We start from the raw sequence: 24,068 nt of genomic DNA, 5'->3' as shown, positions 1-24,068 counted from the left end.
TGGCTGGCGCCATGGGGTGACGTCGGCAACGCAAAACCGTGGCGCAACATCATCGTGCACCAGACCGAGGGACCGGCCGGCTCGGCGCGGGGCGGTGCCGAGGTGCAAGCGAAGAACCCCACGCGTCGCGGCGTCACATTGTGGGTCGAGACCGACGGCACCGTCTATTGGGCGGTCGCGGAAAACCTGGTGCCGACCCACGGCGATGGTGCCAACCGCAACGACAACAAGTACATCGACAACAAGCCGACCTATCGCCAGGTGGTGCGCGACAATTCGATCGGCGTCGAGTTCGCCGGCAACTATCCCGACGTCACGACGGGCCCGACCGCGGCGCAGGTCGCGGCGTGGAAGATCCTCGTCCAGATCCTGCGCGCGCGCTACGGCATCCCGCTCGACCGCGTCTATGCGCACAACTGGATCGACTACAAGGACGCCCGCTATTGCGAAGGCTGCTGGCTCGCGACGCTGGCGCGGGTTTGGGGGGAGTGACGAGCTACACCGGTTGCGACATCCAGCCGAACAGCCGCCGGATCAAGCCCGGCCGCCGCGGCAGTTCCGGCGGGTCATCCGCCGCCAGCACGCGTTTGAAGAAGTAGTCCAGGAACACCATGTCGTTCGGCTCGGTGACGGTGAATGTCTCGTCGCCGAAGTAGACGCTGTAGTTGAAGAAGAACGGACCCATCAGCGGGATCGTCGCGGTCGAGGCGTAGTCCTTCGAGATCACGAACTCCGACGGCTCGAGCCCGTGGTCGCGCATCGCCTGCTCGACCAGCGGCAGCTTCCGCATGAACTGGGCGGAGAAACCGCCGACGGTGGATTGCAGGATGATCGACACGGTGCGTGTCCGTTCTCTTGATGCTGTCGGCCCGATGCTTTTGGTCGGTCGACCGGCAGCGCGGGTTCAAGGCAGAGCCACAACCCCGCTGTCATCGCCCGGTTTAGCCGGGCGATCCAGTATTCCGGAGGCCTGCATTGGAGACCTCGCTCTTGCAACAAGCGCCGCGGCGTACTGGATGCCCCGCCTTCGCGTGGCATGACGGCGAGAGTTGCGTCCAAACAAAAAAGCCGGCGTTGCCGCCGGCTTTCTGTCACTTGTCGATCCGCCAAACTCTGGCGCTAAAAACCTCGCGCTTAGAGCGCGGCTTCCAGCGCGGCCTGTTCGGCCTTTGCGATCGTGCCCTTGACCGCGGACTGCACCTTCTCGAAGGCGCGGACCTCGATCTGGCGGACGCGCTCGCGCGACACGCCGAACTCGGCAGCCAGGTCTTCCAGCGTCATCGGCTCATCGGCGAGGCGGCGCGCCTCGAAGATGCGGCGTTCGCGCGGGTTGAGCACGCCCATGGCGCCGTTCAGGGCGTCACGGCGGTGATCATACTCCTCGTGCTCCGCCAGCATGGCTTCCTGGTTGGGCGAATTGTCGACCAGCCAGTCCTGCCATTCGCCGGCTTCGCCGTCGTCGCGGATCGGAGCGTTGAGCGACGCGTCGCCACCGAGGCGGCGGTTCATGTCGACCACGTCCTGAGCCGTGACGCCGAGACGCTTGGCAATGATGGCCACCTGGTCGGGGCGGAGATCGCCTTCGTCCAGTGCGGAAATCTTGCTCTTCGCCTTGCGCAGGTTGAAGAACAGCTTCTTCTGGTTCGCGGTGGTGCCCATCTTCACGAGCGACCACGAACGCAGGATGTACTCTTGAATCGAGGCCTTGATCCACCACATCGCGTAGGTTGCGAGACGGAAGCCCTTCTCGGGCTCGAACCGCTTCACCGCCTGCATCAGGCCGACATTGCCTTCTGAGACGACCTCGGAGATCGGCAGGCCGTAGCCGCGATAGCCCATGGCGATCTTGGCCACGAGACGGAGATGGCTGGTGACGAGTTGGTGCGCGGCGTCGCGATCATCGTGCTCGCGCCAACGCTTGGCGAGCATGTATTCCTGCTGGGGTTCCAGCATCGGAAACTTGCGGATTTCGCCGAGGTAACGGGAAAGGCCGGATTCGCCATTAAGGACCGGCAGGGTAGCTGTACGGGCCATAGTGCGCCCTCCAAACAGGTTCAGGCCCCCGATAGCGGCGGGCCAGGCAGACGACCGCTTGGTTAAAGCCGATCGGTGCTGCGATGTTCCGCGTTGGTCTTCAACGCAAGCGCAATATACTCCATCGGAAGGCAAAAAGGGAAGGATTGCTGACGTCACGTCCCCGTGTGGCAGCTATAACTTTTTGTAATGTAAAGCATTTCTGAAGCGGCCTGCGTCATAGCGCCGCCTTGAGGGCCCCCTGAAGGAGAAGCAAATCCTCCGGCAGAGGCGTCTCCCAGTGAAGTAATTCTCCAGTCCTCGGGTGCTCCAATACCAGCAGGTAGGCGTGCAGCGCCTGCCGCCCCAGCGCGGCGAGGGCGGCCTGCGACTCGGGGCCCAGCTGGTTCGCCTTGGTCTTGAAATGCGGGCCGTAGACGGCGTCGCCCATCAGGGGGTGGCCGATATGGGCGAGGTGGACGCGGATCTGATGGGTGCGTCCGGTCTCGAGTTCGCAGGCGAGCAGCGTCGCGATCGGCTTGCCGTCGCGTCCGGCAAAACTCTCCAGAAGCTCCCAATGCGTCACGGCCTCGCGGCCGCCCTGGCGCACCGCCATTTTCTCGCGCGCATGCGGGTGACGGTCGATCGGCGCGTCCACGGTGCCGCGATGGCGGCCCGGCAGCCCCCAGGCGAAGGCCATGTAGCCGCGCCGCATCGGCCCGGTACGGCCGTGATCGGCGAATTGCGCGGTGAGCGAGGCATGCGCGAGGTCGTTCTTGGCGACCACCATCAACCCGGTGGTGTCCTTGTCCAGCCGGTGCACGATGCCGGGCCGGCGCACCCCGCCGATGCCGGAGAGCGAGCCGCCGCAATGGGCGATCAGCGCATTGACCAGCGTACCGGTCTCGTGGCCCGCCGCGGGATGCACCACCAGCCCCTTCGGCTTGTTGAGGACGACGATGTCGTCGTCCTCGAACACGATCTCGAGGGCGATATCCTCGCCTTTCGGCTCCGGCGCGGCCGCTTCCGGCACGTCGATTGTGATCGTATCGCCGGAGGCGACGTGATAAGCGGGGTCCCGGATCGCGGCGTCCCTGAGGCTCACCGCGCCCCCCAGAATCAGGGCTTTCAGCCTCGATCGCGATAGCTCGGCAAGGTGCAGCGCCAGCACGCGGTCGAGCCGGGTCGAGCCCTCGGAGCCTTCGACGACAACCTCCAACCTTTGCGCAGAGCCAGAATTTTCCATGACGACGTCTGATACCGTTGTTCCCGAACCGAGCCCCGAGCAGGCCGCGCTGTTCGCGCGGGTGCGGCGGATGATGCTGGTCGCGGGGTTGACCACGGCGCTGGCAATCTGCGCCGTGCTGATCGCGGTGGGCTACCGCCTTTTCAAGTCCGAGGGAAGGGCGCCCGAGCCGGCAGGCGACGTCACCGCGACTCTCCCGAAGGGCGCCAAAATCGTCTCGAGCGGCGTCGCCGGCGACCGGCTCGTGATCACGCTCGACATCGGCGGCGTCACCGAGATCCGCACCTTCGATGCCCACACGTTGAAGCCGGCTGGAAAGCTGAAATTCGCCAATGAGCCGTGAGTACGGCCTCGGAACTCGCCGCCATCGTCTTCCTGGCGAAGGCCAGGACCCATAACACCGGCTGGTGTGGTTGCGGGGACTGGTGGGTCCTGGCATTCGCCAGGACGACAGCGGAGAGCGAGCATCCGAAACCCCTCGATCCCCGCTTGCCGCCGGCAAAATTCGAGGCTATGTCCTCTCCCTCAACGCTCCCTTCGTCTAGCGGTTAGGACGCGGCCCTCTCAAGGCTGAAACAGGGGTTCGATTCCCCTAGGGAGCGCCATTGTCTTGAAGCCAGCCTTTCCCCTGATCTCGATTTGATTGTTCCGCCCCTTGGGTGCGCCTGTGGCATTGGCGATCAATATCCGGTCTGACAACGATTCAGCAGGCGAGATCGTGCGGCTGTGGCATCAGGTTGCCGTCTTCGAGGCCGAGCCCTCGATGCGTGCCCTTGGCTACCGGCCTCATTTTACGTTTGCCATCTACGATTCCCCGGCGGCTCACGAGAAGGCTGCGTGCGATGCAATGCTGGCAGCTAGTTCTGGCGAGAGGCAACTGCGGATCAGGTTCAAACGAATTCGCTGGTTCGAAGCTTCTCCGCTTGTCCTCTGGGCGGAGCCGGAGGCCAACGAATCCCTGGCTCGCATCCACGGCATCATCAGCGCGGCAATCGATCCAGCGCATTGTCGTCCTCACTACCGGCCCGGCGCTTGGACGCCCCATTGCACGCTCGGCACTGCTATTGCCGATGAACGCCGCGATGATGCGATGGACTTCGCGCACGCGTTTGACCGCAACATTGAAGTGTTGTTCGACGTGGTGGATTGCGTCGCCTTTCCGCCTGTGCGGATCATCGCCGAGCGAAAATTGCCATTGTAGTTGGTTGTCGCTTCGGTGTCATTGATCGCGACGCATCAAACTCATGCCGCGCAGGCGCTCTCCTAAGCGATCGTGCCGTCGATCGAGCGGCGGATCACCCGCTGCACTTCGGCATTCGACAGAAAAAGATCGTGGTTGATGATGCCCCAGCCTTCCGCTGACGCATCGACCACGCGTACGCCGAGGCGCGCGATGACGGCTTTTTCGGCGGCGCCGACCCTGGTCATTCCACCTGCGATCTGTCCCGACAACGCCAGTGCGCGATCGTTCGTCGCGGCGATCACGGTGATTTTGCCCGCAAGCGGACCGATGCGCTGGATCGCTGACGAGAACACGTCCATGTCGATATCGGGCGCGGCAAACACCACGGCGCCGATCTTGCTCGTCACTGTGTCGCCGTATCGCGCATAGAGCTGACGCAGGCTTTCGAGCGACAGCATGGTTCCCATGCTGTGCGCAACGATGTTCACGCGGCCGGTGCCTGGCGCCGACACGAGTGTGGAGAGCACGCGCTCGAACTCGTCGCGGGACCACATCGCACTGTCGCGGTCATAGGCATAGTCGAACAGTCCTGCCTTGGAGGGCCAGGAGAACACCATGGTCCGGCCGCGGAACTTGATCCCATCGGAGAGATGGGCGCCATCCAGCACCGCCGTCTCGAACGTCTGCTTGAAGCCGTGCACATAGATCAGCACGTCTCCTCCGCCGGCCTGCGCAACGAGATCGCCAACGTCGGCCGACACCGGTTCGACCCGGTCAAGGCGCCAATCGCCAAGTCCAACCGAGGCCAGAGAAAGGCGGCTCTCGTCCGGCGCCCCCAGCTTCGCCCGCGCGATTGTCATGGTCGTCGCGCGCTCCGGCCCGAACCAGGGCTTCGTGCGACCGCCGTTCACCGGCTTGCGCGTGGTGGTGACGAGCAATGTGGGGTCAAGGGATAACGATGACGCGTCGAAACGCGCCCCGGTCGCACCCAAGCCGGCGCATCCGCCAAGCGCGAGGGCGGTCCCCGCCGACATAAATCCGCCGAGGAGAGCGCGGCGCGAAATAGAATGACGAGGGTCGCGTTGCAGGAGACGTCGAGCGATCACACAAAACCTTTGGGAACTTTGCCCACCGTAGCGCCCCGCTACATCTCTGAATGATAATGGGGGCGAGAAGACGGCGGAGCTGCTCTGCGGTCCATTGCATGGTCGTGCAGTCCGTCGTCTCCGCCGGTTGGGCGAAACAGCCGCAAACGCAAGTCAATCCCTCTCCGCAAAAATATTCCAGTTTACCGAAATTCGGAAATATCGTATGTGTCGGCCATCCCAGCCCACAAAAGGGGCGGTCGTACGTCGTCACGAACGCGGGCTGGGAGTTGCGGTGGACGCGGGCGGCGTTAAAGGCGGGCTTGTTGCGTGCAGGGCGAGATGAACCTCGTGAGCACGGCACGAACCGCATCGACGGACGGCGCCCAGACCTCGCGAAGCCTCTGGCGAAGCAGGCATGTCCTGCGAAGCCTCTTGGCGAAGCAGGGTCAGCCTGCGTACGGCGAAACCGTGTGGTCCTGGCCGTCGTTGCTACGGTCAAGCCTTTGCGAAGGCGTCAGCGCGTCAACCGGCGCGGTGCCGTGCATTTCGCGGGGGTGACGGAGACAAAAAGGAACTCGTCTCCGGGGAGAGCGCGGCATAGGCCGTCAAACCATCGCGCAGGGAAGGCCTGGTCTCGGCTGCCCTGTGTCTCCCCTATGCATTGCGTGTGCAATCAGTTCGCATGGGGGTTTTTATGGGTGCCAGCCGGCGCCCGGTCTTCCCTGCGCCCTTTCTTTTCGAGGGGGTGAAGCGAGAAGCATAGCTCGGGCAAAACATGCCGCGAGGCTGCGAGCGCGTATCCGCAACCCGCATGCAAACTGACCTCCCTTTCGAGCCTCCCTTTCGAGCCTTCCTTGCGAGCATGATGCGTCAGCATCGGTGGAGGTGGTCGTCCCTCCCGGAATCTGCCTTGATGCGAATTCAGCGCGGAGGAATTTTGATATGAGCGGCTTGGTGATCTCTGGCGGCCGGGTGGTGGATCCCGCCAGCGGAATGGACGCGGTTGGTGATGTGGCGGTCGTGGACGGCAGGATCGCCGCGATTGGCGCCTCGCTCGGAAGCGCCGAGCGGACGATCGACGCGACCGGGCTCGTGGTCGCCCCCGGCTTCATCGACCTTCATGCGCATGGCCAGTCGCTCCCCGCGGATCGGATGCAGGCGTTCGACGGCGTCACGACCACGCTCGATCTCGAAGCGGGCGTGCTGCCGGTCGGATCCTGGTATGAGCGCCAGGCGCGGAAGGGGCGCGTGCTGAACTACGGCGCGGCCACCAATTGGGCTTTCGCGCGTATCGGCGCGATGACGGGCTCCAATGCGGAGAGCTCGCTGGAGGCGTTCGGCAACGCCATGCGCGATCGCCGCTGGATGGACAATGTGGCCAGCGATGCGGAGGTTGCCGGCATTCTCGAGCGCCTTTCGCGCGGTCTGAACGAGGGCGGCATCGGCATCGGGATCTTGAACGCCTATGCGCCGGGCGCCGGCGTGCAGGAGCTGACCGCGGTCTGCCAGCTCGCGGCCGCGCAGGACGTGCCGACCTTCACCCATGTCGCCTACATGTCGCGCATCGATCCCGAGAGCGCGGCGGAAGCCTATATCCGCCTGATCGGCTATGCCGGAGCCACCGGCGCGCACATGCACATCTGCCATTTCAACTCGTCGAGCAAGACCGACGTCGAGCGCTGCCGCGTGCTGATCGCGAAAGCGCAGGCGCAGGGCCTGCCCATCACGGTCGAGGCCTATCCCTACGGCACCGGCTCGACCGTGCTGGCGGCCGCCTTCTTCAGCGACCCCGAATTCGTCGAGCGCAACGGCACCGGTTACGATTCCGTGCAGCGGGTCACCGACGGCCATCGCTTCAGCGATCGCGAGGAGCTCCTGAAGGCGCAGGCGGAAGAGCCGTCCTCGCTGGTGCTGTGGCACATCCTCGACACCGAGAACAATGCGCATCACCGCGACCTCCTCGACATGTCGGTGCTCTATCCCGGCGGCGCGATCGCCTCCGACGCGATGCCGTGGACGACGTCGGACGGCAAGACCTACACCGGCGATGCCTGGCCGCTGCCGAATGACGCCACCTCGCATCCGCGCTCGGCGGGCTGCTTCACGAAATTCATCCGCGAATGGGTGCGCGAGCGCAAGACCGTGTCGCTGCTCGAAGGCGTGCGCAAATGCGCGCTGATCCCGGCGGAGATCCTGTCGCAGAGCACGCCCGCGATGCTCGCAAAAGGTCGGCTCGCGAAGGATGCCGATGCCGACATCGTCGTGTTCGACTACGAGAAGCTCTCGGACCGCGCGACCTTCACGGCGATGAACCGTCCCTCCGAAGGCGTGCGGCATCTGATCGTCAGCGGCCAGCCGTTAATCACAGATGGTGTGCTGGACGTCGCGGTGCGGCCCGGCCGTCCCGTGCGCCGTCCCGTCGTCGGGAGCTGAGACATGCCGGTCCCCATTCTCCTGGTGACGGGCTTTCTGGGGGCCGGCAAGACCACTGTCGTGAACCATCTGCTGGCGCATGCGGAGGGGCGGCGGATCGCCGCTGTGGTCAACGATTTCGGTGCGATCAACATCGATGCCGAGCTGATCGCCGGCGCGAGCGACGGCGTGGTCAGCCTCGCCAATGGCTGCATCTGCTGCTCGCTCGAAGGCGACCTGCTGCGCACGCTTGCGACGCTGCTGCGGCGTGATCCGAAGCCGGAATACATCGTCATCGAGACCAGCGGCGTCGCCGATCCCGCCGAGATCGTCCGCAATTTGATGGATCCCGTGATCCTGCGCGAAGCGCCGTTGGAAACGGTGCTCTGCGTGATGGACACGGCGACACCGCCGGCCGCTCTCGACGACGCGCTGCACCGCTCGCAGCTGCGCGTCGCCGACATCGTGGCGCTGAGCAAGCTGGATCTGGCGGATGAGGGTGCGGGCGGGCGTATCCGCGAGGCCATCCGCGCACAGCGCGTTCCTGCCGTGGTGGTCGACGCGCAGCACGGCGAGATTCCGTCCGCGCTGCTGTTTCCCGCGACCGTCGATCGTGCGCCCGCGCCGCGCAAACCCGGACCGAAACGTCCGGCAGAGCAACGCTTCGAAACCCTGAGCTGGACCTCGGACCAGCCACTTTCGCTCGCCCGCTTGCAGCAGGCCATCGGCCGCCTCGCGCCAAAACTCGCGCGGGCAAAAGGCCTGTTGGAGACCGTCGAGCAGCCCGGGCGCCAGATGGTGTTTCAATTCGCGGCCGGCCGCGCCACGCTCGCCCCTGCAGATGCCGCGCTCGCCGTTAGCGATGCCGCGCTCGCCGTTGGCGATGCCCCGGCTCTGCCGTGCGCGCGGATTGTTTTCATCGTCGAGCTAGGCGTGCTCTCGAAGGCGGAGCTCGACGGGATCATGGAGACCTGCGTTGCGGATCGGTGAAGCTGCCGCTTCAGGCGAATTGCGCGATGCCATTTCCAACGGACCAGTTCTCCGCGGGCGCATCGAGGACGTTGACGAACACGTCCTCGGGGCGGAGGCCCGGGTTTTCGCCGAGCAGGTCCGCGATCCGCCGGTACAGGGCCTTCTTCTGCTCGGGGGTGCGCGAGGCGAACACGGTGATCTGGATCAGCACGGCATCGTCGCTGCGCGTGACGCTGTAGGCATTGCCGCAGCGGAAGTTCGCGGGCGAATGCTCGCTGATGGTCATGAACTCGTCGCCTTCAGGGACGTTCAGGGCCTCACGCATGGCGCGGTAGAGGCCGCCGAGGATTGCCTTCCGGTAAGCTTCCGGCTTTCCGGCGCGCATCGAGATGTGGAGGAGAGGCATCGCGAAATCCTCATTGACGAAAGGGCGCATCGGCCCCAGTTTGTTTTTGACGCGGCGTCAAGAAATCATGTTTTTGACATCGTGTCAAATATGCTTGATAGGGGCAAAGCTTGAGGCCGCGCGAGTTCGACCACGACGATGTCCTGCGTATCGCCTTCGACCAGTTCTGGCGCAAGGGCGTGCGCGGCACCTCGCTGTCGGACATCGCGCGCGACGCCGGTGTCCAGCGCGGCAGCCTCTACAACGCCTTCGGCACCAAGGAGGCGCTGTTCCTGCAGGCCTATGAGCGCTATGCGGCCGATTATCTCCTTGCGCTGCAAAAGGCGCTCGGCGCGGGCTCATTGCGAAAGCGCCTCACCGCGTTCTTCGACCTGACCATCAGCAACTTCCGCGCCGGCACGCCGCCGCGCGGATGCCCGACGACGCGCGGGCTGATGGAGCTCGGCGCGGCCGAAGGCGAGGGGCTGGACGAGGAGGCGCGGCAGGCCTTCGCGAACCTCATCTCGCGCATCACCGTTCTGGTTCAGGAGACGTTGTCGGCAGGTGCGGCGCGCGGTGAATTCAACGGCAATTCCGCGGCCGCGGCGCTGCACATCATCACGGTGACGCGCGGCCTCGCCGTGCTCGAACGTGCCTTCGGCGACGAGGCGCAGCTGCGCAAGATCGCGTCCCACACCATCGATCTCGTGCTCGGCAGGAAGGGCGGCTAGGTGTCAGCAGACCGCGAGCGCGTTGACCGCCCGCGTCGTCACGGTCTCGTTCTCGTTGCCGACGAACTGGCAGACGACAGTTTGGAGCTCGCCCGGCTGCTTGCCGCGTGCCACCGCCAGCAGTCGCATCAATTCCGCCTCGTCCTTCGACAGGCGTCGGCACGACGGCGGCATGAAGCACAATTGGCAGGGCCGGCCGCTGCGCAGGATTCTGACGAGCGCGGCAACGCGTGCGACCAGCAGCGGGCTGTCGGTGATGCCAGGCGCCTCGTCGGCAAAGCGATAGGCCGCCTCCCAGCAATCGGACGCGCCGGTCGTATAGGCGGCAGCGATGAACCGGAACAGCGAGAGCGTGACGCGGCCAAAATCATCGTAGCTCTCGACGTCAGGCCGCGTCGCAAGCGCGGCCTGAAGCGGACAGAGCCGCGCCTCGCCGGCTTCCGTGGCAGGCACAGAGCCGCAACTATCCTGCATCATGCGCGATCCCGGTCAGTGCAACGTGGGGCTTCCGACCAGCCAGCTCTTCATCGCCATCGTCTGGTCATGGTCCAAAGACGGAACGTGCCGGTCGGGCAGGATGAGACCCGCCATGCGGAAGATCGTTGCAAGCCCCCGCACGGGTGCGAGAGCCCAATCGGCGCCGGCTGGCGGCAGCCAGCATTCGAACTGCTCGCGCGCGATATCGTCGCGCTCTTTCTGCGCGGCCGCGATCGCCCGTAACATGCTGTGCTCGCTGTCGGACATGCGGGGGCAGGTCGGGCAGTGCACCGCGATGGCCGTATGCGCCGTGCAGGCAAAGATCTCGATGATGGATTCCAGCGAAGGCACGGCGTCGCCCACGCCAAAATGGTCGTCACTTGCTGGATGTCGGCCGCGGTCGGAACGGCGCTTCCGCTGCGCGCCTTGGCCCGAAATCCCCAAATGAAGAGCCGCTCCGCTGCGCTCAGCGCCGGAAGGTCGAGAGACCCTGTCGATGTCGATTGGTGCATTGAGCCTCTGGCCTCCGGCTGCGCCCATGCCCCGGCTGGCGCCGATGATCTGCGCCGATCGTTCCGTCAGAGCCCCCTGCAAGTCAACGCTCGGAGGGGCGATGTCGAGGTCTTCTAGTTTTGAAGAGTTCGCATCTCGGATGCAGCCAGCCTCGCGAGCCTGCGAGCCGTCTGCGGCATGCCGGTAGGATGCATGGAGTTTTGCGGGGTGGGGGAACCCGAATGCTTAAAGCTTTGCTAAGGGGCGCGGGATAAACTGGCATATCAGCCTTCCAAATCTTGCGAGCACCAATGTTTTTCTCCCGCATCAGTTTCAAGCTGGTCCTGATTGTCGGCATCAGCCTCCTTGGCATGATCGCGCTGGCGCCGATCGCGCTTTCGACCTTGCGCGCGCAGATGATCGCCGATCGTCAGGCCAAGACGCAGCACTTGGTCGACGTCGGCTACGGCATCCTGGCGCACTACCAGAAGCTCGAGAGCGAAGGAAAACTCCCGCGCGAGCAGGCCCAGGCCGGCGCGATCGCGGAGATCAAGAGCCTGCGCTACGACAAGGTCGAGTATTTCTGGCTGAACGACATGACCCCCAAGATGGTCATGCATCCGATCAAGCCCGAACTCGACGGCAAGGATCTCTCCGGGATGAAGGATCCGTCCGGCAACGCGCTGTTCGTCGGCTTCGTCGACGTCGTCAAAAAGCAGGGCGCGGGCTTCTACAGCTACCTCTGGCCGAAGCCCGGCTTCGACCAGCCGGTCGGGAAAATCTCCTATGTGAAGGGCTTTGCGCCCTGGGGCTGGATCATCGGCACCGGGATCTATCTCGACGACGTCGACGCCGTTTTCCGCCAGAATGCGATGACCTTCGCCCTGGTGTGCCTGGTCGTGTTCGTGCTCGTGCTCGGCGCCTCCTTCGTGATCGGCCGCAGCGTGACCCGGCCGCTGGCGAAGATCACGGCACTGACCGACCGCCTCGCCGCCGGCGACAGCGCGTTCGACGTGCCCCATACCGATCGTCGCGACGAGATCGGCGGGCTCGCCAAGGCGCTCGCCGTGTTCAAGGACAATGCGTCGGCGGTCGGCCGCATGCACGCCGAACAGCAGGAGACGAAGCAGAAGGCCGACGAGGAGAAGCGCAAGACGATGACCGACCTCGCCGGCAAGTTCGAAGCGAACGTTCAAGCCGTCGTCCGCGACGTGTTCAAGGAGGCGCGCGCGATGCAGCAGGCCGCGCAGGGCATGTCCGAGACCGCCGACAAGGCGACCGACCGTGCGAGCCTCGTCGCCACCGCCTGCCAGCAGGCCTCGAGCAACGTGCAGACGGTGGCCTCCGCCGCCGGGCAGCTGTCGTCCTCGATCGCCGAGATCAGCCAGCGCGTCGCGCAGGCTGCAAGCGTGGCCGACAAGGCCGCCGCCGACGGTCAACGCACCAACGACACCGTGCAGGGACTTGCTGCAGCCGCGCACAAGATCGGCGAGGTCATCGACCTCATCAACCAGATCGCCTCGCAGACCAATCTGCTCGCGCTCAACGCCACCATCGAGGCGGCGCGCGCCGGCGAGGCCGGCAAGGGTTTTGCAGTGGTGGCAAGCGAAGTGAAGTCGCTGGCGAGCCAGACCGCGAAGGCGACCGACGAGATCGGCGCGCAGATATCGGCGATCCAGGCCGAGACCAACCAGGTGGTCGGCAACATCGACAGCATTCGCAAGACCATCATGGAGGTCAACGAAATTTCCTCGTCGATCGCCGCAGCCGTCGAGGAGCAGGGCGCCGCGACGGCGGCGATCGCGCACAGCGTACGGGAGGCCGCCTCCGGCACCGACCAGGTTTCGCAGAACATCTCGGGTGTGACCGACGCGACGGCGGAGACCGGCCAGGCCGCCGGCCTCGTGCTGCAATCGAGCGGCCGGCTGTCGCAGAAGCTGCAATCGCTGGAAGACGAGGTCAGTGCTTTCGTTGCGGGGGTACGGGCGGCCTAGTATAGCAGGAGAATGAGCGCGCGCATTCTCCTGATCAATCCGAACAGTTCTGTGGCGACCACTGAGATGATGGTCGCCATCGCGAGGTCGGCCGCCGTGGACGGCTTCGACATCGACGGCGCGACCGCAACGCGCGCGCCGCAAATGATCGTGACGCCGGATGCGCTGGATGCAGCTTCCATCGAAGTTCTGGAGATCGCGCAGTCGAACCGGCATGCATGCGACGGCATCATCGTCGCGGCGTTCGGCGATCCCGGGTTGGCCGGGATCAAAGCCGCGGTTAAACGGCCCGCGGTCGGTATCGGTCAGTCCTCCATGCTGGCAGCCGCCGAGAACGGCCGTCGCTTCGGCGTGGCGACCACGACGCCGCTGCTGGAATCGAAGATCGACGCCGTGCCGGACGCGCTGGGGTTGCGATCGCGTTATACCGGCGCCCGCTTCGCCAAAGGCGATCCGCAAGACCTGATGGGCGATCCGGCGCGATTGCGTGCGGCGCTTGCCGGCGCGGTCGAGGCCTGCATCGCACAGGATGGCGCGGAGGCGGTCATCATCGGTGGCGGCCCGCTGGGCGAAGCTGCGTGCGAGCTTCAGCCGATGTTCACCGTGCCGATCATCGCGCCGATCCCGTCTGCCGTGGCGCGGATTATTCGCCTCATCACGGCGCGCGCGACCGATTGAAATTCCGGCCCGCGGGAACGGTCGTCGGGACCGCGTTCTTGCCCTTGACGGCCTCGGTTAAAGTGACGAAGCAGAACCATGGGACCTGCCGACCCGCGCTTGGGCACGCGGGCATGGAGACGCTGCATGTCGTTCAAGAAGCTCCTGATCGCCAATCGCGGCGAGATCGCCATCCGCATCGCGCGCGCCGCAGCCGATTCCGGCATCGCGACGGTCGCGATCCATCCCGCGGACGATGCGATGTCGCTGCATGTGCGGGTTGCCGACGAGGCCGTCGAAATCCCCGGTCGCGGCGCGCGGGCCTATCTCGACATCGAGGCCGTGGTCAAGGCGGCGAAGAGCGCAGGCTGCGACGCCGTGCATCCCGGCTACGGCTTCCTCAGCGAGAACGCTGCGTTCGCGAAGGCCTGCGCCGATGCAGGCATCGCCTTCGTCGGGCCCCGGGCCGCGGCGCTCGAGTTGTTCGGCGACAAGGTGGCGGCACGGCAACTGGCAAAGCGCTGCGGCGTCCCGATCATCGCCGGCACCAGCGGGCCGTCCTCGCTGGAGGACATCGCGGCGTTCTTCACCTCGCTCGGCAGCAACGCGGCAATCGTGATCAAGGCAATGGCCGGCGGCGGCGGGCGCGGCATGCGCGTGGTCGAGCGCGCTGCCGATCTCGCGGAGGCCTATGCGCGCTGCCAGTCCGAGGCCAAGGCCGCGTTCGGCTTCGACGGCGTCTATGCCGAGCGGTTGATCCGGCAGGCGCGCCATATCGAGGTGCAGATCATCGGCGATCGCGACGGCGCGATCTCCCACCTCTGGGAGCGCGAATGCACCATTCAGCGCCGACACCAGAAGCTGATCGAGGTGGCGCCGAGCCCGTCGCTCAGCGACGGCTTGCGTGGCCGTATCATCGCGGCGGCGAAGCAACTCGCCGTGGCCGCGTCGTACGACAATCTCGGCACGTTCGAGTTCCTGGTCGACGGTGCCGCCGAAGACAGTTTTGCCTTCATCGAGGCCAACCCGCGGCTTCAGGTCGAGCACACCGTGACGGAAGAGGTGCTCGGCCTCGATCTCGTCCGCGCCCAGCTCGCGGTCGCCGCCGGTGCCTCGCTTGCCTCGCTCGGCCTGGCGCAAGGCTCGATCCCGAAACCGCGCGGCTATGCCATGCAGCTCCGCGTCAACATGGAGACACTGGACGAGCTAGGCGCGACGCACCCGACCGGCGGCGTGCTCGCCGTGTTCGAACCGCCGTCGGGCCCCGGCGTCCGCGTCGATAGTTTCGGTTATGCCGGCTACAAGACCAGCGCCGCCTTCGACTCGCTGCTGGCAAAGGTCATCGTGCATACGCCCGGTGAAGCCTGGCACGACGTGGTCGCCAAGGCTTCGCGCGCCTTGCGCGAGTTTCGGATCGACGGCGTCATCACCAACATCGCCTTCCTCCAGGCGGTGCTGGCGCATCCCGACTTCAGGTCCAACCGCATCGCGACCGACTTCATCGATTGCAACATGGGCAAGCTCGTCGAAGCCGCGGATGGCGCGGCCAAACCACTTTATTTTGCAGCGACGGAGCGAAACGGCGGTCCCGGCACCGAGGCGCATACGGCACAGACCGTGCCCGAAGGCACAGTGATGGTCGCGGCACCCTTGCAGGGGACCATTGTCACTATTCAGGTGAAGGAAGGCGAGGTCGTGCGCCCGGGCCAGCAGCTCGCCGTGATCGAATCCATGAAAATGGAACATCTGGTCATGGCCGAGCAGGGCGGCCGCGTCACGAAGCTACTCGCCGGCGACGGTATCACGCTGATGCATGGCGAGCCGATCATGTATCTGGAGCCGCTCGACGTTGCGGCGGACGCGTCGGCAACGGAAACCGATGTCGATCTCGACCACATCCGTCCTGATCTCGCCGAACTGATCGCCCGCCAGGCCAACACGCTCGACGAAAATCGCCCTGCCTCCGTCGAGCGCCGCCGCAACACCAATCAGCGCACCGCGCGCGAGAATGTCGCGCAGCTCGTCGACGACGACTCGTTCATGGAGTACGGCAGCCTTGCGATTGCGGCGCAGCGGCGCCGGCGCAAGCTCGACGATCTCGTCAAGAACACGCCGGCCGACGGCCTCGTCATGGGCGTCGCGACCGTGAACGCCGAGAAGTTCGGTCCCGAAGGCGGGCGCTGCATCGTCGTGGCCTACGACTACACCGTGCTCGCGGGCACGCAAGGCCACATGAACCACAAGAAGATCGACCGCATGCTGACGCTCGCGGAAGACTGGCGCGTGCCGCTGGTGTTCTATGCCGAGGGCGGCGGCGGCCGCCCCGGCGATACCGACCGGCTCGGCATGACCGGGCTTGATGGTCCGTCCTTCGTGCAGTTCGCAAGGCTCTCGGGTCTGGTGCCGGTTATCGGCATCGTCTCCGGCTATTGCTTCGCCGGTAATGCCGCGATGCTCGGCTGCTGCGATGTCATCATCGCAACCAAAAACGCCTCGATCGGCATGGGGGGCCCCGCGATGATCGAAGGCGGCGGGCTCGGTGTCTATCACCCGGCCGAGGTCGGTCCTGTTACGTTCCAGTCGCCGAACGGCGTGATCGACATCCTCGTCGAGGACGAAGAAGAGGCAACATCCGTTGCGCAAAAATACCTATCCTATTTCCAGGGTGCGGTGACGGACTGGCAGGCCGCCGACCAGCGCCTGCTGCGCCGCGCGATCCCCGAGAACCGCCTGCGCGTCTACGACATCCGCAGCGTGATCGACCTCGTCGCGGATAAGGAGTCCGTGCTGGAGCTGCGCCGCGACTACGGTGTCGGCATGATCACGGCGTTGATCCGTGTCGAGGGCAAGCCGTTCGGCCTGATCGCCAACAATCCGCGGCATCTCGGCGGTGCGATCGACGCCGATGCCGGCGACAAGGCCGCGCGCTTCCTCCAGCTCTGCGACGCCTTCGATCTGCCGATCGTCTCGCTGTGCGACACGCCCGGCTTCATGGTCGGTCCGGAAGCCGAGAAGACGGCAATCGTGCGCCACGTCTCGCGCATGTTCGTGACAGGCGCGAGCCTGACTGTGCCGTTGTTCGGCATCGTGCTGCGCAAGGGCTATGGGCTGGGTGCACAGTCGATGATTGGCGGTGGCTTCCACGCCTCATTCTTCACCGCGGCCTGGCCGACCGGCGAGTTCGGCGGCATGGGCCTGGAGGGTTACGTCCGCCTCGGCTTCCGCAAGGAGATGGAGGCGATCGCCGACCCCGTCGAGCGCGAGACTTACTATCGCAACAAGGTCGCCGAGCTCTATGCCAACGGCAAGGCGGTCTCGATCGCCTCCGTGTTCGAGATCGACAACGTCATCGACCCCGCCGAGACCAGGCGCTGGATCATGGCGGGCCTGCGCTCGGTGCCGAAGCCGCCGGCGCGGACTGGGAAGAAGCGGCCCTGTATTGATACGTGGTGAGGGCGGTGCAGCAATTCTGATTGCGCTTCGCCGCGTTCCCGGTTCCCGATTGACATCCCCGCCTGCGGTGCCAGACTTTGCACAATAATGCAGGGTGGAGACGTCCGCGATGGCCAGCCTTTCGGCCTCGAACCATGTCGCCCGTGTCTTGTCCGTCGCCAATCAGGTTATAGACCGCTTGGCCGACGTCGATGCCTCTTCGCGCATTGCCAATTCCTGGCGGCGCTGCCTGGTCAGCCACAAGCTCGATCCCGGCCGTCAGGGGCCGCCGCAGACGCTCACCGAAGCCGAGATCCGTCACGTCGCCGAACCCATGGAGGAGACGATCCGGCTTGCAACACCGGAGCTCGACGACCTCGCCCGGGTACTGCGCGGTGCCGGTTATTGCGTCAACCTGGCAGACGTGAACGCAACCATGCTGTTCAGCCGCCTGCCCGGCGAGGCCGACGCACGACTATTCATGGACTGGAAGATCTACACAGGCTCGAATTTTTCCGAGGCCTCCGAAGGCACCAATGGGCTCGGCACCGCGCTCGCCGAGCAGAAGCCGATCCTGGTGCATCGCGACGAGCATTTTCGCGCGCAGTGGCACATGTTTTCCTGCGCCGTGACGCCGCTGTTTGACCAGGCGGGACGGCTCGCAGGCGCCGTGAACATCACCTCCTGCCGCGAGGACCTCGAACGCACCGCGCATCAGCTTGCGCTCGCGGTGACGATGGAGGCAACGCGGCGCATGGAGGGCGCGATCTTCCGCAGTCATTTCCGCAACGCCTGGATCGCGACCGTGCCGGGCGACGGCGGCGGCGGCCTGCTCGCCTATGACGACGATCGCCGCATCGTCGGCGCCTGCCGTTCGGCGCGCGCACTGCTGGGTCTCACCGACGGCTTGATCGCAGCCGGCATCGATCTGTCGCGCTATGTCAAATTCGACCATCCCGCCGCGCGCGACGCAGACGATCTCGTCGAACTGCGCCGGGCCGATGGCAGTTCACTAGGGCACGGCCATGTCGCGCCGCCGCTGCGGGCGAGGGCCTCGACCCGTCCGCTCGCGCCGCGCCGCGATGCACCGGTCGATCGCTTCGATGCGCTGCAGCGGCTCGCCGGACGCGATCCCAGCCTGATCAGGAGCGTGAAGCGACTTAGAAGCATCGGCGATCGCAATCTGCCGGTGCTGCTGCATGGCGAGACCGGCGTCGGCAAGGATGTGTTCGCCCGTGCCATTCACGCAGCCGGCAATCGCGCGCGCCACAACTATGTCGCGCTGAACTGCGCGGCGATGCCGGAAAGCCTGATCGATGCCGAGCTGTTCGGCTACGAGGCCGGCGCCTTCACCGGCGCACGCCGCGACGGCTCGAAGGGCCTGATCGTGCAGGCAGACGGCGGCACGCTGTTCCTCGACGAGATCGGCGACATGCCGATCGCGCTGCAGACGCGGCTGCTACGGGTGCTGGAGAACCGCGAAGTCTGGCCGCTCGGCGCGCTGAAGCCCGTGCCGGTCGACATTCGCCTGATCAGCGCCACCCATCGCGATCTCGGCCGCATGGCCGAGGAGGGCGCCTTCCGCACCGACCTATATTTCCGTCTGCGCGGCATGGAGGTGCGGCTGCCGGCCTTGCGCGAGCGCGCCGACCGCGACGACGTCATCCGCCAGATCGCTCACGAGGAGGCGCCGAATTGCTCGCTCTCGGACGAGGCCTGGGCGCGGCTCGCGGCCTATCCCTATCCCGGCAACATGCGCCAGCTTCGGCATGTGCTGCGGCTCGCCGGCTGCACGGCGGAGGACGACGTCATCACCGATGCCGACCTCGATCTGCCGCCGTTTGGTGGAAGGGCGGAGCCGGATCTCGCAGCGGCGGAGCGCGCGGCGATCGTCGAAGCCTTGCGCAAACACGGCGGCCGCGTGACGGAAACAGCGCGCGCGCTGAAGCTGAGCCGCGCCACGCTGTATCGCAAGATCAAGCAGTTGAAGATCGAGACGACGCAGTAGCGATCTTTCTTCCCTCTCCCCTTGCGGGAGAGGGCGGCTCGCCGCGAACGCGGCGAGACGGGCGAGGGGTATCTCTCCGCACTTGACTCTCTTGCTTCTGAGTCCGCGGAGAGATACCCCTCATCCGGGGCTTCGCGCCACCTTCTCCCGCAAGGGGAGACGGGAGCGGCAGCGAGCCTGCCGCCGCTCTCTACGAAAAATCGCTCCAGCTCAGATGTCGCGAGTCGAGGTCGCCGACTGTCACGGTGCCGCGGATTTCGCGCGGGGCGTGGAAGCTGCTGCGCAGATACACGAGCGGCGCCGCCCCGTCGGAATGCGATGCGCCGCGCACCTCGCCGACGAAGATCGAATGCGTCTTGGTCTCGAATTCCTGCGCCAGCACGCAGTCGAATGCGGCGACCGCATCGCTCAGCACCGGCGCGCCGGTCACCCCACGCGTCCACTCCCCGAACGCAAAACGGTCGTCGCCATTGACGCCCTTCTGGCCACTGAAGGTAAGCGCCAGGAGGGCGTGGTCCTCGTGCAGGAAGTTGATCGCGAACGCGCCTTCCTCGCGGATGCGCGCGTGCGCACTGGCGTTGCGGTTGACGCACACGATCAGGGATGGTGGCGAGTCCGACAGTGAGCAGGCCGAGGTCACCGTCAGCCCCGTGCGCTTGCCGTGCTCGGCGCCGACCGTCACCAGCGCGACCGCGCCGGCGCACTGGCGCATCGCCTGCTTGAAATTCTTAGCGTCGAAAGCACTGGCGTCCACCGTCACGCGGAAATCTCCGAAATGGATGTGGGTGCGGCACGATCGCGCCGCACCCGCGTCGGGTCAAGCCGCCTTCTTCGCGGAGCCGAGATGCTTCAGGCGCGGCATCACCTCGTTCTTCAGCAGCGACAGCGAGTGATGCCAGGCTTCAGCCTTGTGCTTGTAGTCGAAGCCGAACACCAGCAGCACGCCGAAGCCGCCGACCTCCTCGTAGATCTTCTCGATTTTCTCGGCGACGGTCGCTGGCGAGCCGACGATCCAGTTCCGCTTGGCGCAATATTCGACGGTGACGTCGCTATCGGGCACGTCGGGCGCGTGCTTCAGATAGTCCTTGAAGCCGAAATGGCCGAGCAGCGGCAGGAAGTACTCGCCCATCATCCGGCCCATCATGTCGCCGGTCGAGAGCCGCCACGCTTCCTCGTCGGTATCGGCGACGAACACCTCGCGCACCAGCCGCCAATCGGCCCGGTCCGGCTTGCGCCCGGTCTTGGCGGCACCGGCTACAACCGAATCCCAATGACTGCCGACATAGGCCGGGTTCAGGTTGAGGCTCATTGGAATGAAGCCGCGCTCGCCGGCGAGCTTCAGCGTGTCCGAGTTCTTCGAGAGCCCAGCGACGCCGATCGGCGGGTGCGGCGTCTGCAACGGCTTGATGTGGGGTTTCAAGAAGTCGAACATCGTGTCCGGCTTGGTCACCGTCCAGAATTTGCCCTTGTAGGTCCAGGGCGCGGGATCGCTCCACATCTTCAGAATGATCTCCAGCGCCTCGCGCGTCATGTCGCGGTTCTGTCCGCTCATGCCGTCGACATTGAACATGGCCCAGTCGCTCGGCAGGCCGCTCGCCGCGACGCCGAAATTGAGCCGACCTCCCGAGAGGTGATCGAGCATGGCGACGCGGTTGGCGAGCTCGGCCGGGTGGTGATAGGGCAGCAGGAAGCCGCCCGGCCCGATACGGATATTCTTGGTCTGCATCAGCGCCTGCGCGATCAGCAGATCGGGCGTGGGATTGGGTTCCCAGGGCGCGGTATGGTGCTCGCCGACCCAGGCCTCCTGATAGCCGAGCTCGTCGAGCCAGCGCATGACCTGCAGGTCCCAGTCGTTCCCTTCCTTCAGGCCGCACTCCGGCGGGTGCGAAGGCATCGTGAAATAGCCGATCTCCATGGGTTTCCTCATCTGATGTTGACGCGTCTTATTGCGCGGTTCACGGACGTGAGCAGGGTTGCTTGAGCAAGCGGTGTGCCACCGCTCCGCAAGCGGTGTGCCAGCGCTACAGCGGCTCAGTCCCGCGAGAAAACGCTGGTTTGCGGCGGCAATAGCCGATATCCCGTGGCGAATTTGCGGGCCGTCGTCTCATTGTCGCGAGACGGCGTCTTGCCGGTGAGACGAGGACGAGAACCGAGATGACCGAACCCGCTTACGTCGCGGTGGACTGGGGCACCAGCAGCTTCCGGCTCTGGTTGATCGATCGTACCGGCGTAGTGCTGGCCGAACGCCGCAGCGGCGAGGGCATGCTGGCGGCGGCAAAGACCGGCTTCGCGGCCGTGCTGCAATCCCATCTTGCCGCCGTCGAAGCACCAGCTCATCTGCCGGTTCTGGTCTGCGGCATGGCCGGCGCCAAGACGGGCTGGGTCGAAGCCGGATATGTCGATACACCCGCGCCGCTCGCGGCCGTCCTGGAGCAGGCCGCGCACGTGCCGGGCGAAGCACGCGATATCCGCATCCTGCCGGGTATCGCGCAGCGCGATACAAGAGCGCCGGACGTGATGCGCGGCGAGGAGACACAGCTGCTCGGCGCGCTTGGTCTCGATGCCGCAGGTGAGGCGCTGGTCTGCATGCCCGGCACGCATTCGAAATGGGTACGCCTGAAGGACGATACGATCGCGCATTTCTCCACCTTCATGACCGGCGAGCTCTTCAGCGTTGTGTCGCGCGAGACGATCTTGTCGCTTGCGGTCGCAGGCGCCGAAGACGCCGAGGACGTCGCGAGCTTCAAGGCGGCGGTGAGAGCTGCGTATGAGGCGCCGTCGTTCGCGGCCAATTTTCTGTTCGGCGCGCGCTCGCGTCAGCTTCTGTTCGGGAGCACACCGGCCGCGGCGCGCGAAACGCTGTCGGGCACTTTGATCGGCATCGAGCTGGCCGCCGGGCTCTCCGGCGCCGTGCCGAAAGCAGGCATTACGTTGATTGCCTCGGGGCGGCTCGCGATGCTGTACACGTTGGCTTTCGATGCGTTGTCGGTCACCGTGAACCCCGTCGATGCCGATGAAGCGGTCCGCCGCGGTCTGTCGATGGCGGCTGCCGCGATCTGGACGAAATGAGAGGACTGTTGAAATGAGCGTTCCCTTTCCGGCGATGAAGCGGCCACTGCTTGCGATCCTGCGCGGCGTGAAGCCCGAGGAAACGCAGGCCATCGTCGGCGTGCTGATCGAGGCCGGCATGACCGCGATCGAGATCCCGCTAAACTCGCCCGATCCGTTCCGCTCCATCGCCACCGCCGTCAAGCTCGCGCCGGCCGGCGTGCTGATCGGCGCCGGCACGGTGCTGACCACAGCGGATGTCGATCGGCTCAACGATGTCGGCGGCAAGCTGATGGTCTCGCCGAATGTCGATACGCAGGTGCTCACGCGTGCGCACCAATACGCCATGGTCACGTTGCCGGGCGTGTTTTCGCCGACCGAGGCGCTGCTGGCCGCGCGCTCCGGCGCCTCTGGCCTGAAGTTCTTTCCGGCAAGCGTGCTCGGCGCGTCCGGCATCGCCGCGATCCGCGCCGTGCTGCCGGCCGGCGTGATGATCGCCGCCGTCGGCGGCGTCTCCGACCAGAATTTCGCGGAGTACATCGAGGGTGGCGTGACGGCGTTCGGGCTGGGCTCCAACCTCTACAAGCCCGGCATGACGGTAACGGACGTTGCCGCTCGCGCAAAATTGACGATCGCGGCCTACGATCGGGCGATTGCGAAAGACTGAAGCGGCAATAAACAAGCCGTGATGTCGTCACGGTCGCACGTTATCCTATCTTGCTGCACCAGCGAGATCAGGAGACCGACATGGCGATCAACAATGTAGCCGATCTGTTCGTGGCAACGCTCGAACAGGCTGGCGTCAAGCGCATCTACGGCATCGTCGGCGACAGTCTGAATGCGCTGACCGAAGCGCTGCGGCGGCGCGGCACGATCGAATGGATCCATGTCCGGCACGAGGAGGTCGCGGCCTTCGCCGCCGCCGGGGAAGCGGAAATGACGGGCAGCCTTGCGGTGTGCGCGGGCTCGTGTGGTCCCGGCAATCTGCATCTGATCAACGGCCTGTTCGACGCCCATCGCAGCCGCGTTCCCGTGCTGGCGATCGCCGCGCAAATTCCGACCGCCGAGATCGGCAGCGGCTATTTCCAGGAGACGCATCCGCAAAACCTGTTCCGCGAGTGCAGCCATTATTGCGAGCTGGTCTCCGATCCGAGTCAGCTTCCCTACGTGCTGGAAAACGCGATCCGCGCGGCGGTCGGCATGCGCGGCGTCGCCGTTGTCGCCATGCCGGGCGACGTCGCCTTCCGCAGCCCACCCAAGCGCGCGCTGTCGACGGCGCGTGGCCTTGCGCTGTCGGCGCCGAAGGTTGTGCCGCAGGCGGATGAGTTGAAGGCGCTTGCGGATCTCCTGAACGGCGCCGAACGCATCACCCTGTTCTGCGGTCGCGGCTGCGCCGGCGCGCATGCGCCGCTGATGCAGCTTGCGGAAGCCTTGAAGAGCCCGATCGTGCATGCGCTGGGCGGAAAGGAGCATGTCGAATACGACAATCCCTACGATGTCGGCATGACCGGCTTCATCGGCTTCTCCTCCGGCTATGCCGCCATGCACGCCTGCGACGCGCTGGTGATGCTCGGGACCGATTTTCCCTACAAGCAGTTCTTCCCGACCGATGCCAAGATCGCGCAGATCGACATCCGTCCGGAAAATCTCGGGCGCCGCTGCAAGATCGACCTCGGCCTGGTCGGCGACGTCAAGCTCACCCTCGAGGCGCTGCTGCCGCTTCTGAAATCCAAGACGCAGCGCAAGCACCTCGACGATGCGATCGCGCATTACAAGAAGGCGCGCGAAGGCCTCGACTCGCTCGCCAAGGGCACGCCGGGCAGCAAACCAATCCATCCGCAATACCTGGCAAAGGTCATCAGCGACCATGCGAGCGATGATGCGGTGTTCACCGCCGATGTCGGCACGCCGACGGTGTGGGCCGCGCGCT

General features: G+C 65.5%; 22 protein-coding genes and 1 tRNA gene. 14 read left to right on the top strand and 9 right to left on the bottom strand.

Annotated features, from left to right (window positions below; genetic code table 11):
- Positions 1 to 492 (top strand): peptidoglycan recognition family protein (locus tag IVB32_RS06475; protein ID WP_247410018.1); only part of this gene is annotated, 492 nt, incomplete at its 5' end.
- A 4-nt stretch (positions 493 to 496) separates the two neighbouring features.
- On the opposite strand, the gene IVB32_RS06470 is transcribed toward IVB32_RS06475, so the two are convergent.
- The 3 genes from IVB32_RS06470 to IVB32_RS06460 form a co-directional block, all read right to left on the bottom strand.
- A complete protein-coding gene (locus IVB32_RS06470) occupies positions 497 to 838 on the bottom strand; it encodes a hypothetical protein (RefSeq protein ID WP_027520274.1) in 342 nt (113 codons plus the stop codon).
- 296 nt (positions 839 to 1,134) lie between these two features.
- Complete coding sequence (gene rpoH, locus IVB32_RS06465; RefSeq protein ID WP_007596598.1) at positions 1,135 to 2,034, bottom strand: RNA polymerase sigma factor RpoH; 900 nt, start codon at positions 2,032 to 2,034, stop codon at positions 1,135 to 1,137.
- A gap of 217 nt (positions 2,035 to 2,251) precedes the next feature.
- Positions 2,252 to 3,259 (bottom strand): RluA family pseudouridine synthase, encoded by a 1,008-nt coding sequence (locus IVB32_RS06460; RefSeq protein WP_247296155.1) that lies wholly within the window; start codon positions 3,257 to 3,259, stop codon positions 2,252 to 2,254.
- On the opposite strand from IVB32_RS06460, the gene IVB32_RS06455 reads away from it, so the two are divergent.
- From IVB32_RS06455 to IVB32_RS06445, 3 genes are all read left to right on the top strand, one after another.
- Complete coding sequence (locus IVB32_RS06455; RefSeq protein ID WP_247296153.1) at positions 3,258 to 3,602, top strand: hypothetical protein; 345 nt, start codon at positions 3,258 to 3,260, stop codon at positions 3,600 to 3,602. The two genes, IVB32_RS06460 and IVB32_RS06455, sit on opposite strands and share 2 nt — an antisense overlap.
- A gap of 187 nt (positions 3,603 to 3,789) precedes the next feature.
- Positions 3,790 to 3,864, top strand: a tRNA-Glu gene (locus IVB32_RS06450).
- Positions 3,865 to 3,926: 62 nt separating this feature from the next.
- A complete protein-coding gene (locus IVB32_RS06445) occupies positions 3,927 to 4,460 on the top strand; it encodes a 2'-5' RNA ligase family protein (RefSeq protein ID WP_085349596.1) in 534 nt (177 codons plus the stop codon).
- Positions 4,461 to 4,522: 62 nt separating this feature from the next.
- On the opposite strand, the gene IVB32_RS06440 is transcribed toward IVB32_RS06445, so the two are convergent.
- Positions 4,523 to 5,476 (bottom strand): alpha/beta hydrolase, encoded by a 954-nt coding sequence (locus IVB32_RS06440; RefSeq protein WP_085384409.1) that lies wholly within the window; start codon positions 5,474 to 5,476, stop codon positions 4,523 to 4,525.
- A gap of 996 nt (positions 5,477 to 6,472) precedes the next feature.
- Here IVB32_RS06440 and IVB32_RS06435 point away from each other — a divergent pair.
- Together IVB32_RS06435 and IVB32_RS06430 are read left to right on the top strand one after the other, a co-directional pair.
- Positions 6,473 to 7,963 (top strand): amidohydrolase family protein, encoded by a 1,491-nt coding sequence (locus tag IVB32_RS06435; protein WP_247410015.1) that lies wholly within the window; start codon positions 6,473 to 6,475, stop codon positions 7,961 to 7,963.
- 3 nt (positions 7,964 to 7,966) lie between these two features.
- Positions 7,967 to 8,932 (top strand): GTP-binding protein, encoded by a 966-nt coding sequence (locus IVB32_RS06430; RefSeq protein WP_247296146.1) that lies wholly within the window; start codon positions 7,967 to 7,969, stop codon positions 8,930 to 8,932.
- 10 nt (positions 8,933 to 8,942) lie between these two features.
- Here the strand turns inward: IVB32_RS06430 and IVB32_RS06425 are convergent, their stop codons facing one another.
- Positions 8,943 to 9,320 (bottom strand): tautomerase family protein, encoded by a 378-nt coding sequence (locus tag IVB32_RS06425; RefSeq protein WP_247296144.1) that lies wholly within the window; start codon positions 9,318 to 9,320, stop codon positions 8,943 to 8,945.
- A 110-nt stretch (positions 9,321 to 9,430) separates the two neighbouring features.
- On the opposite strand from IVB32_RS06425, the gene IVB32_RS06420 reads away from it, so the two are divergent.
- Complete coding sequence (locus tag IVB32_RS06420) at positions 9,431 to 10,030, top strand: TetR/AcrR family transcriptional regulator (RefSeq protein WP_247296142.1); 600 nt, start codon at positions 9,431 to 9,433, stop codon at positions 10,028 to 10,030.
- A 3-nt stretch (positions 10,031 to 10,033) separates the two neighbouring features.
- On the opposite strand, the gene IVB32_RS06415 is transcribed toward IVB32_RS06420, so the two are convergent.
- Positions 10,034 to 10,507: a hypothetical protein gene (locus IVB32_RS06415; protein ID WP_247296140.1), complete on the bottom strand. Its 474-nt coding sequence runs from the start codon at positions 10,505 to 10,507 to the stop codon at positions 10,034 to 10,036.
- Between the two features lie 12 nt (positions 10,508 to 10,519).
- The gene (locus IVB32_RS06410; protein WP_247369657.1) at positions 10,520 to 10,870 is read right to left on the bottom strand and encodes a hypothetical protein; all 351 of its coding nucleotides are present in this window, start codon (positions 10,868 to 10,870) and stop codon (positions 10,520 to 10,522) included.
- A gap of 440 nt (positions 10,871 to 11,310) precedes the next feature.
- On the opposite strand from IVB32_RS06410, the gene IVB32_RS06405 reads away from it, so the two are divergent.
- From IVB32_RS06405 to IVB32_RS06390, 4 genes are all read left to right on the top strand, one after another.
- Positions 11,311 to 12,993, top strand: coding sequence for a cache domain-containing protein (locus IVB32_RS06405; protein ID WP_018453637.1), 1,683 nt, complete (start codon positions 11,311 to 11,313; stop codon positions 12,991 to 12,993).
- Positions 12,994 to 13,005: 12 nt separating this feature from the next.
- Positions 13,006 to 13,671, top strand: a complete 666-nt coding sequence (locus tag IVB32_RS06400) for an aspartate/glutamate racemase family protein (protein ID WP_247296136.1) — start codon at positions 13,006 to 13,008, stop codon at positions 13,669 to 13,671.
- Between the two features lie 126 nt (positions 13,672 to 13,797).
- A complete protein-coding gene (locus IVB32_RS06395) occupies positions 13,798 to 17,103 on the top strand; it encodes a carboxyl transferase domain-containing protein (protein ID WP_247296135.1) in 3,306 nt (1,101 codons plus the stop codon).
- 109 nt (positions 17,104 to 17,212) lie between these two features.
- Entirely contained in the window at positions 17,213 to 19,090 is a 1,878-nt protein-coding gene (locus tag IVB32_RS06390) for a sigma-54-dependent Fis family transcriptional regulator (RefSeq protein ID WP_247296133.1), read from the top strand.
- Positions 19,091 to 19,280: 190 nt separating this feature from the next.
- Here IVB32_RS06390 and IVB32_RS06385 read toward each other — a convergent pair whose 3' ends face one another.
- Positions 19,281 to 19,850 (bottom strand): flavin reductase family protein, encoded by a 570-nt coding sequence (locus IVB32_RS06385; RefSeq protein ID WP_204512308.1) that lies wholly within the window; start codon positions 19,848 to 19,850, stop codon positions 19,281 to 19,283.
- A 57-nt stretch (positions 19,851 to 19,907) separates the two neighbouring features.
- On the bottom strand, positions 19,908 to 21,005 hold the full coding sequence (locus tag IVB32_RS06380; protein WP_018453642.1) for an LLM class flavin-dependent oxidoreductase: 1,098 nt from the start codon (positions 21,003 to 21,005) through the stop codon (positions 19,908 to 19,910).
- Between the two features lie 239 nt (positions 21,006 to 21,244).
- On the opposite strand from IVB32_RS06380, the gene IVB32_RS06375 reads away from it, so the two are divergent.
- The 3 genes from IVB32_RS06375 to IVB32_RS06365 all read left to right on the top strand — a co-directional run.
- Positions 21,245 to 22,159, top strand: coding sequence for a 2-dehydro-3-deoxygalactonokinase (locus IVB32_RS06375; RefSeq protein WP_018453643.1), 915 nt, complete (start codon positions 21,245 to 21,247; stop codon positions 22,157 to 22,159).
- 13 nt (positions 22,160 to 22,172) lie between these two features.
- The gene (locus tag IVB32_RS06370) at positions 22,173 to 22,805 is read left to right on the top strand and encodes a 2-dehydro-3-deoxy-6-phosphogalactonate aldolase (protein WP_204512306.1); all 633 of its coding nucleotides are present in this window, start codon (positions 22,173 to 22,175) and stop codon (positions 22,803 to 22,805) included.
- Positions 22,806 to 22,885: 80 nt separating this feature from the next.
- The coding region (locus tag IVB32_RS06365) for a thiamine pyrophosphate-binding protein (RefSeq protein WP_247410013.1) at positions 22,886 to 24,068 on the top strand (1,183 nt) is incomplete at its 3' end.

Origin of the sequence: Bradyrhizobium sp. 23, assembly GCF_023073295.1 — a bacterium.
GTDB lineage: Bacteria > Pseudomonadota > Alphaproteobacteria > Rhizobiales > Xanthobacteraceae > Bradyrhizobium > Bradyrhizobium canariense_D.
Note: the sequence above shows the minus strand (reverse complement) of the source record. Positions and strands in the feature narration are given on the sequence as shown.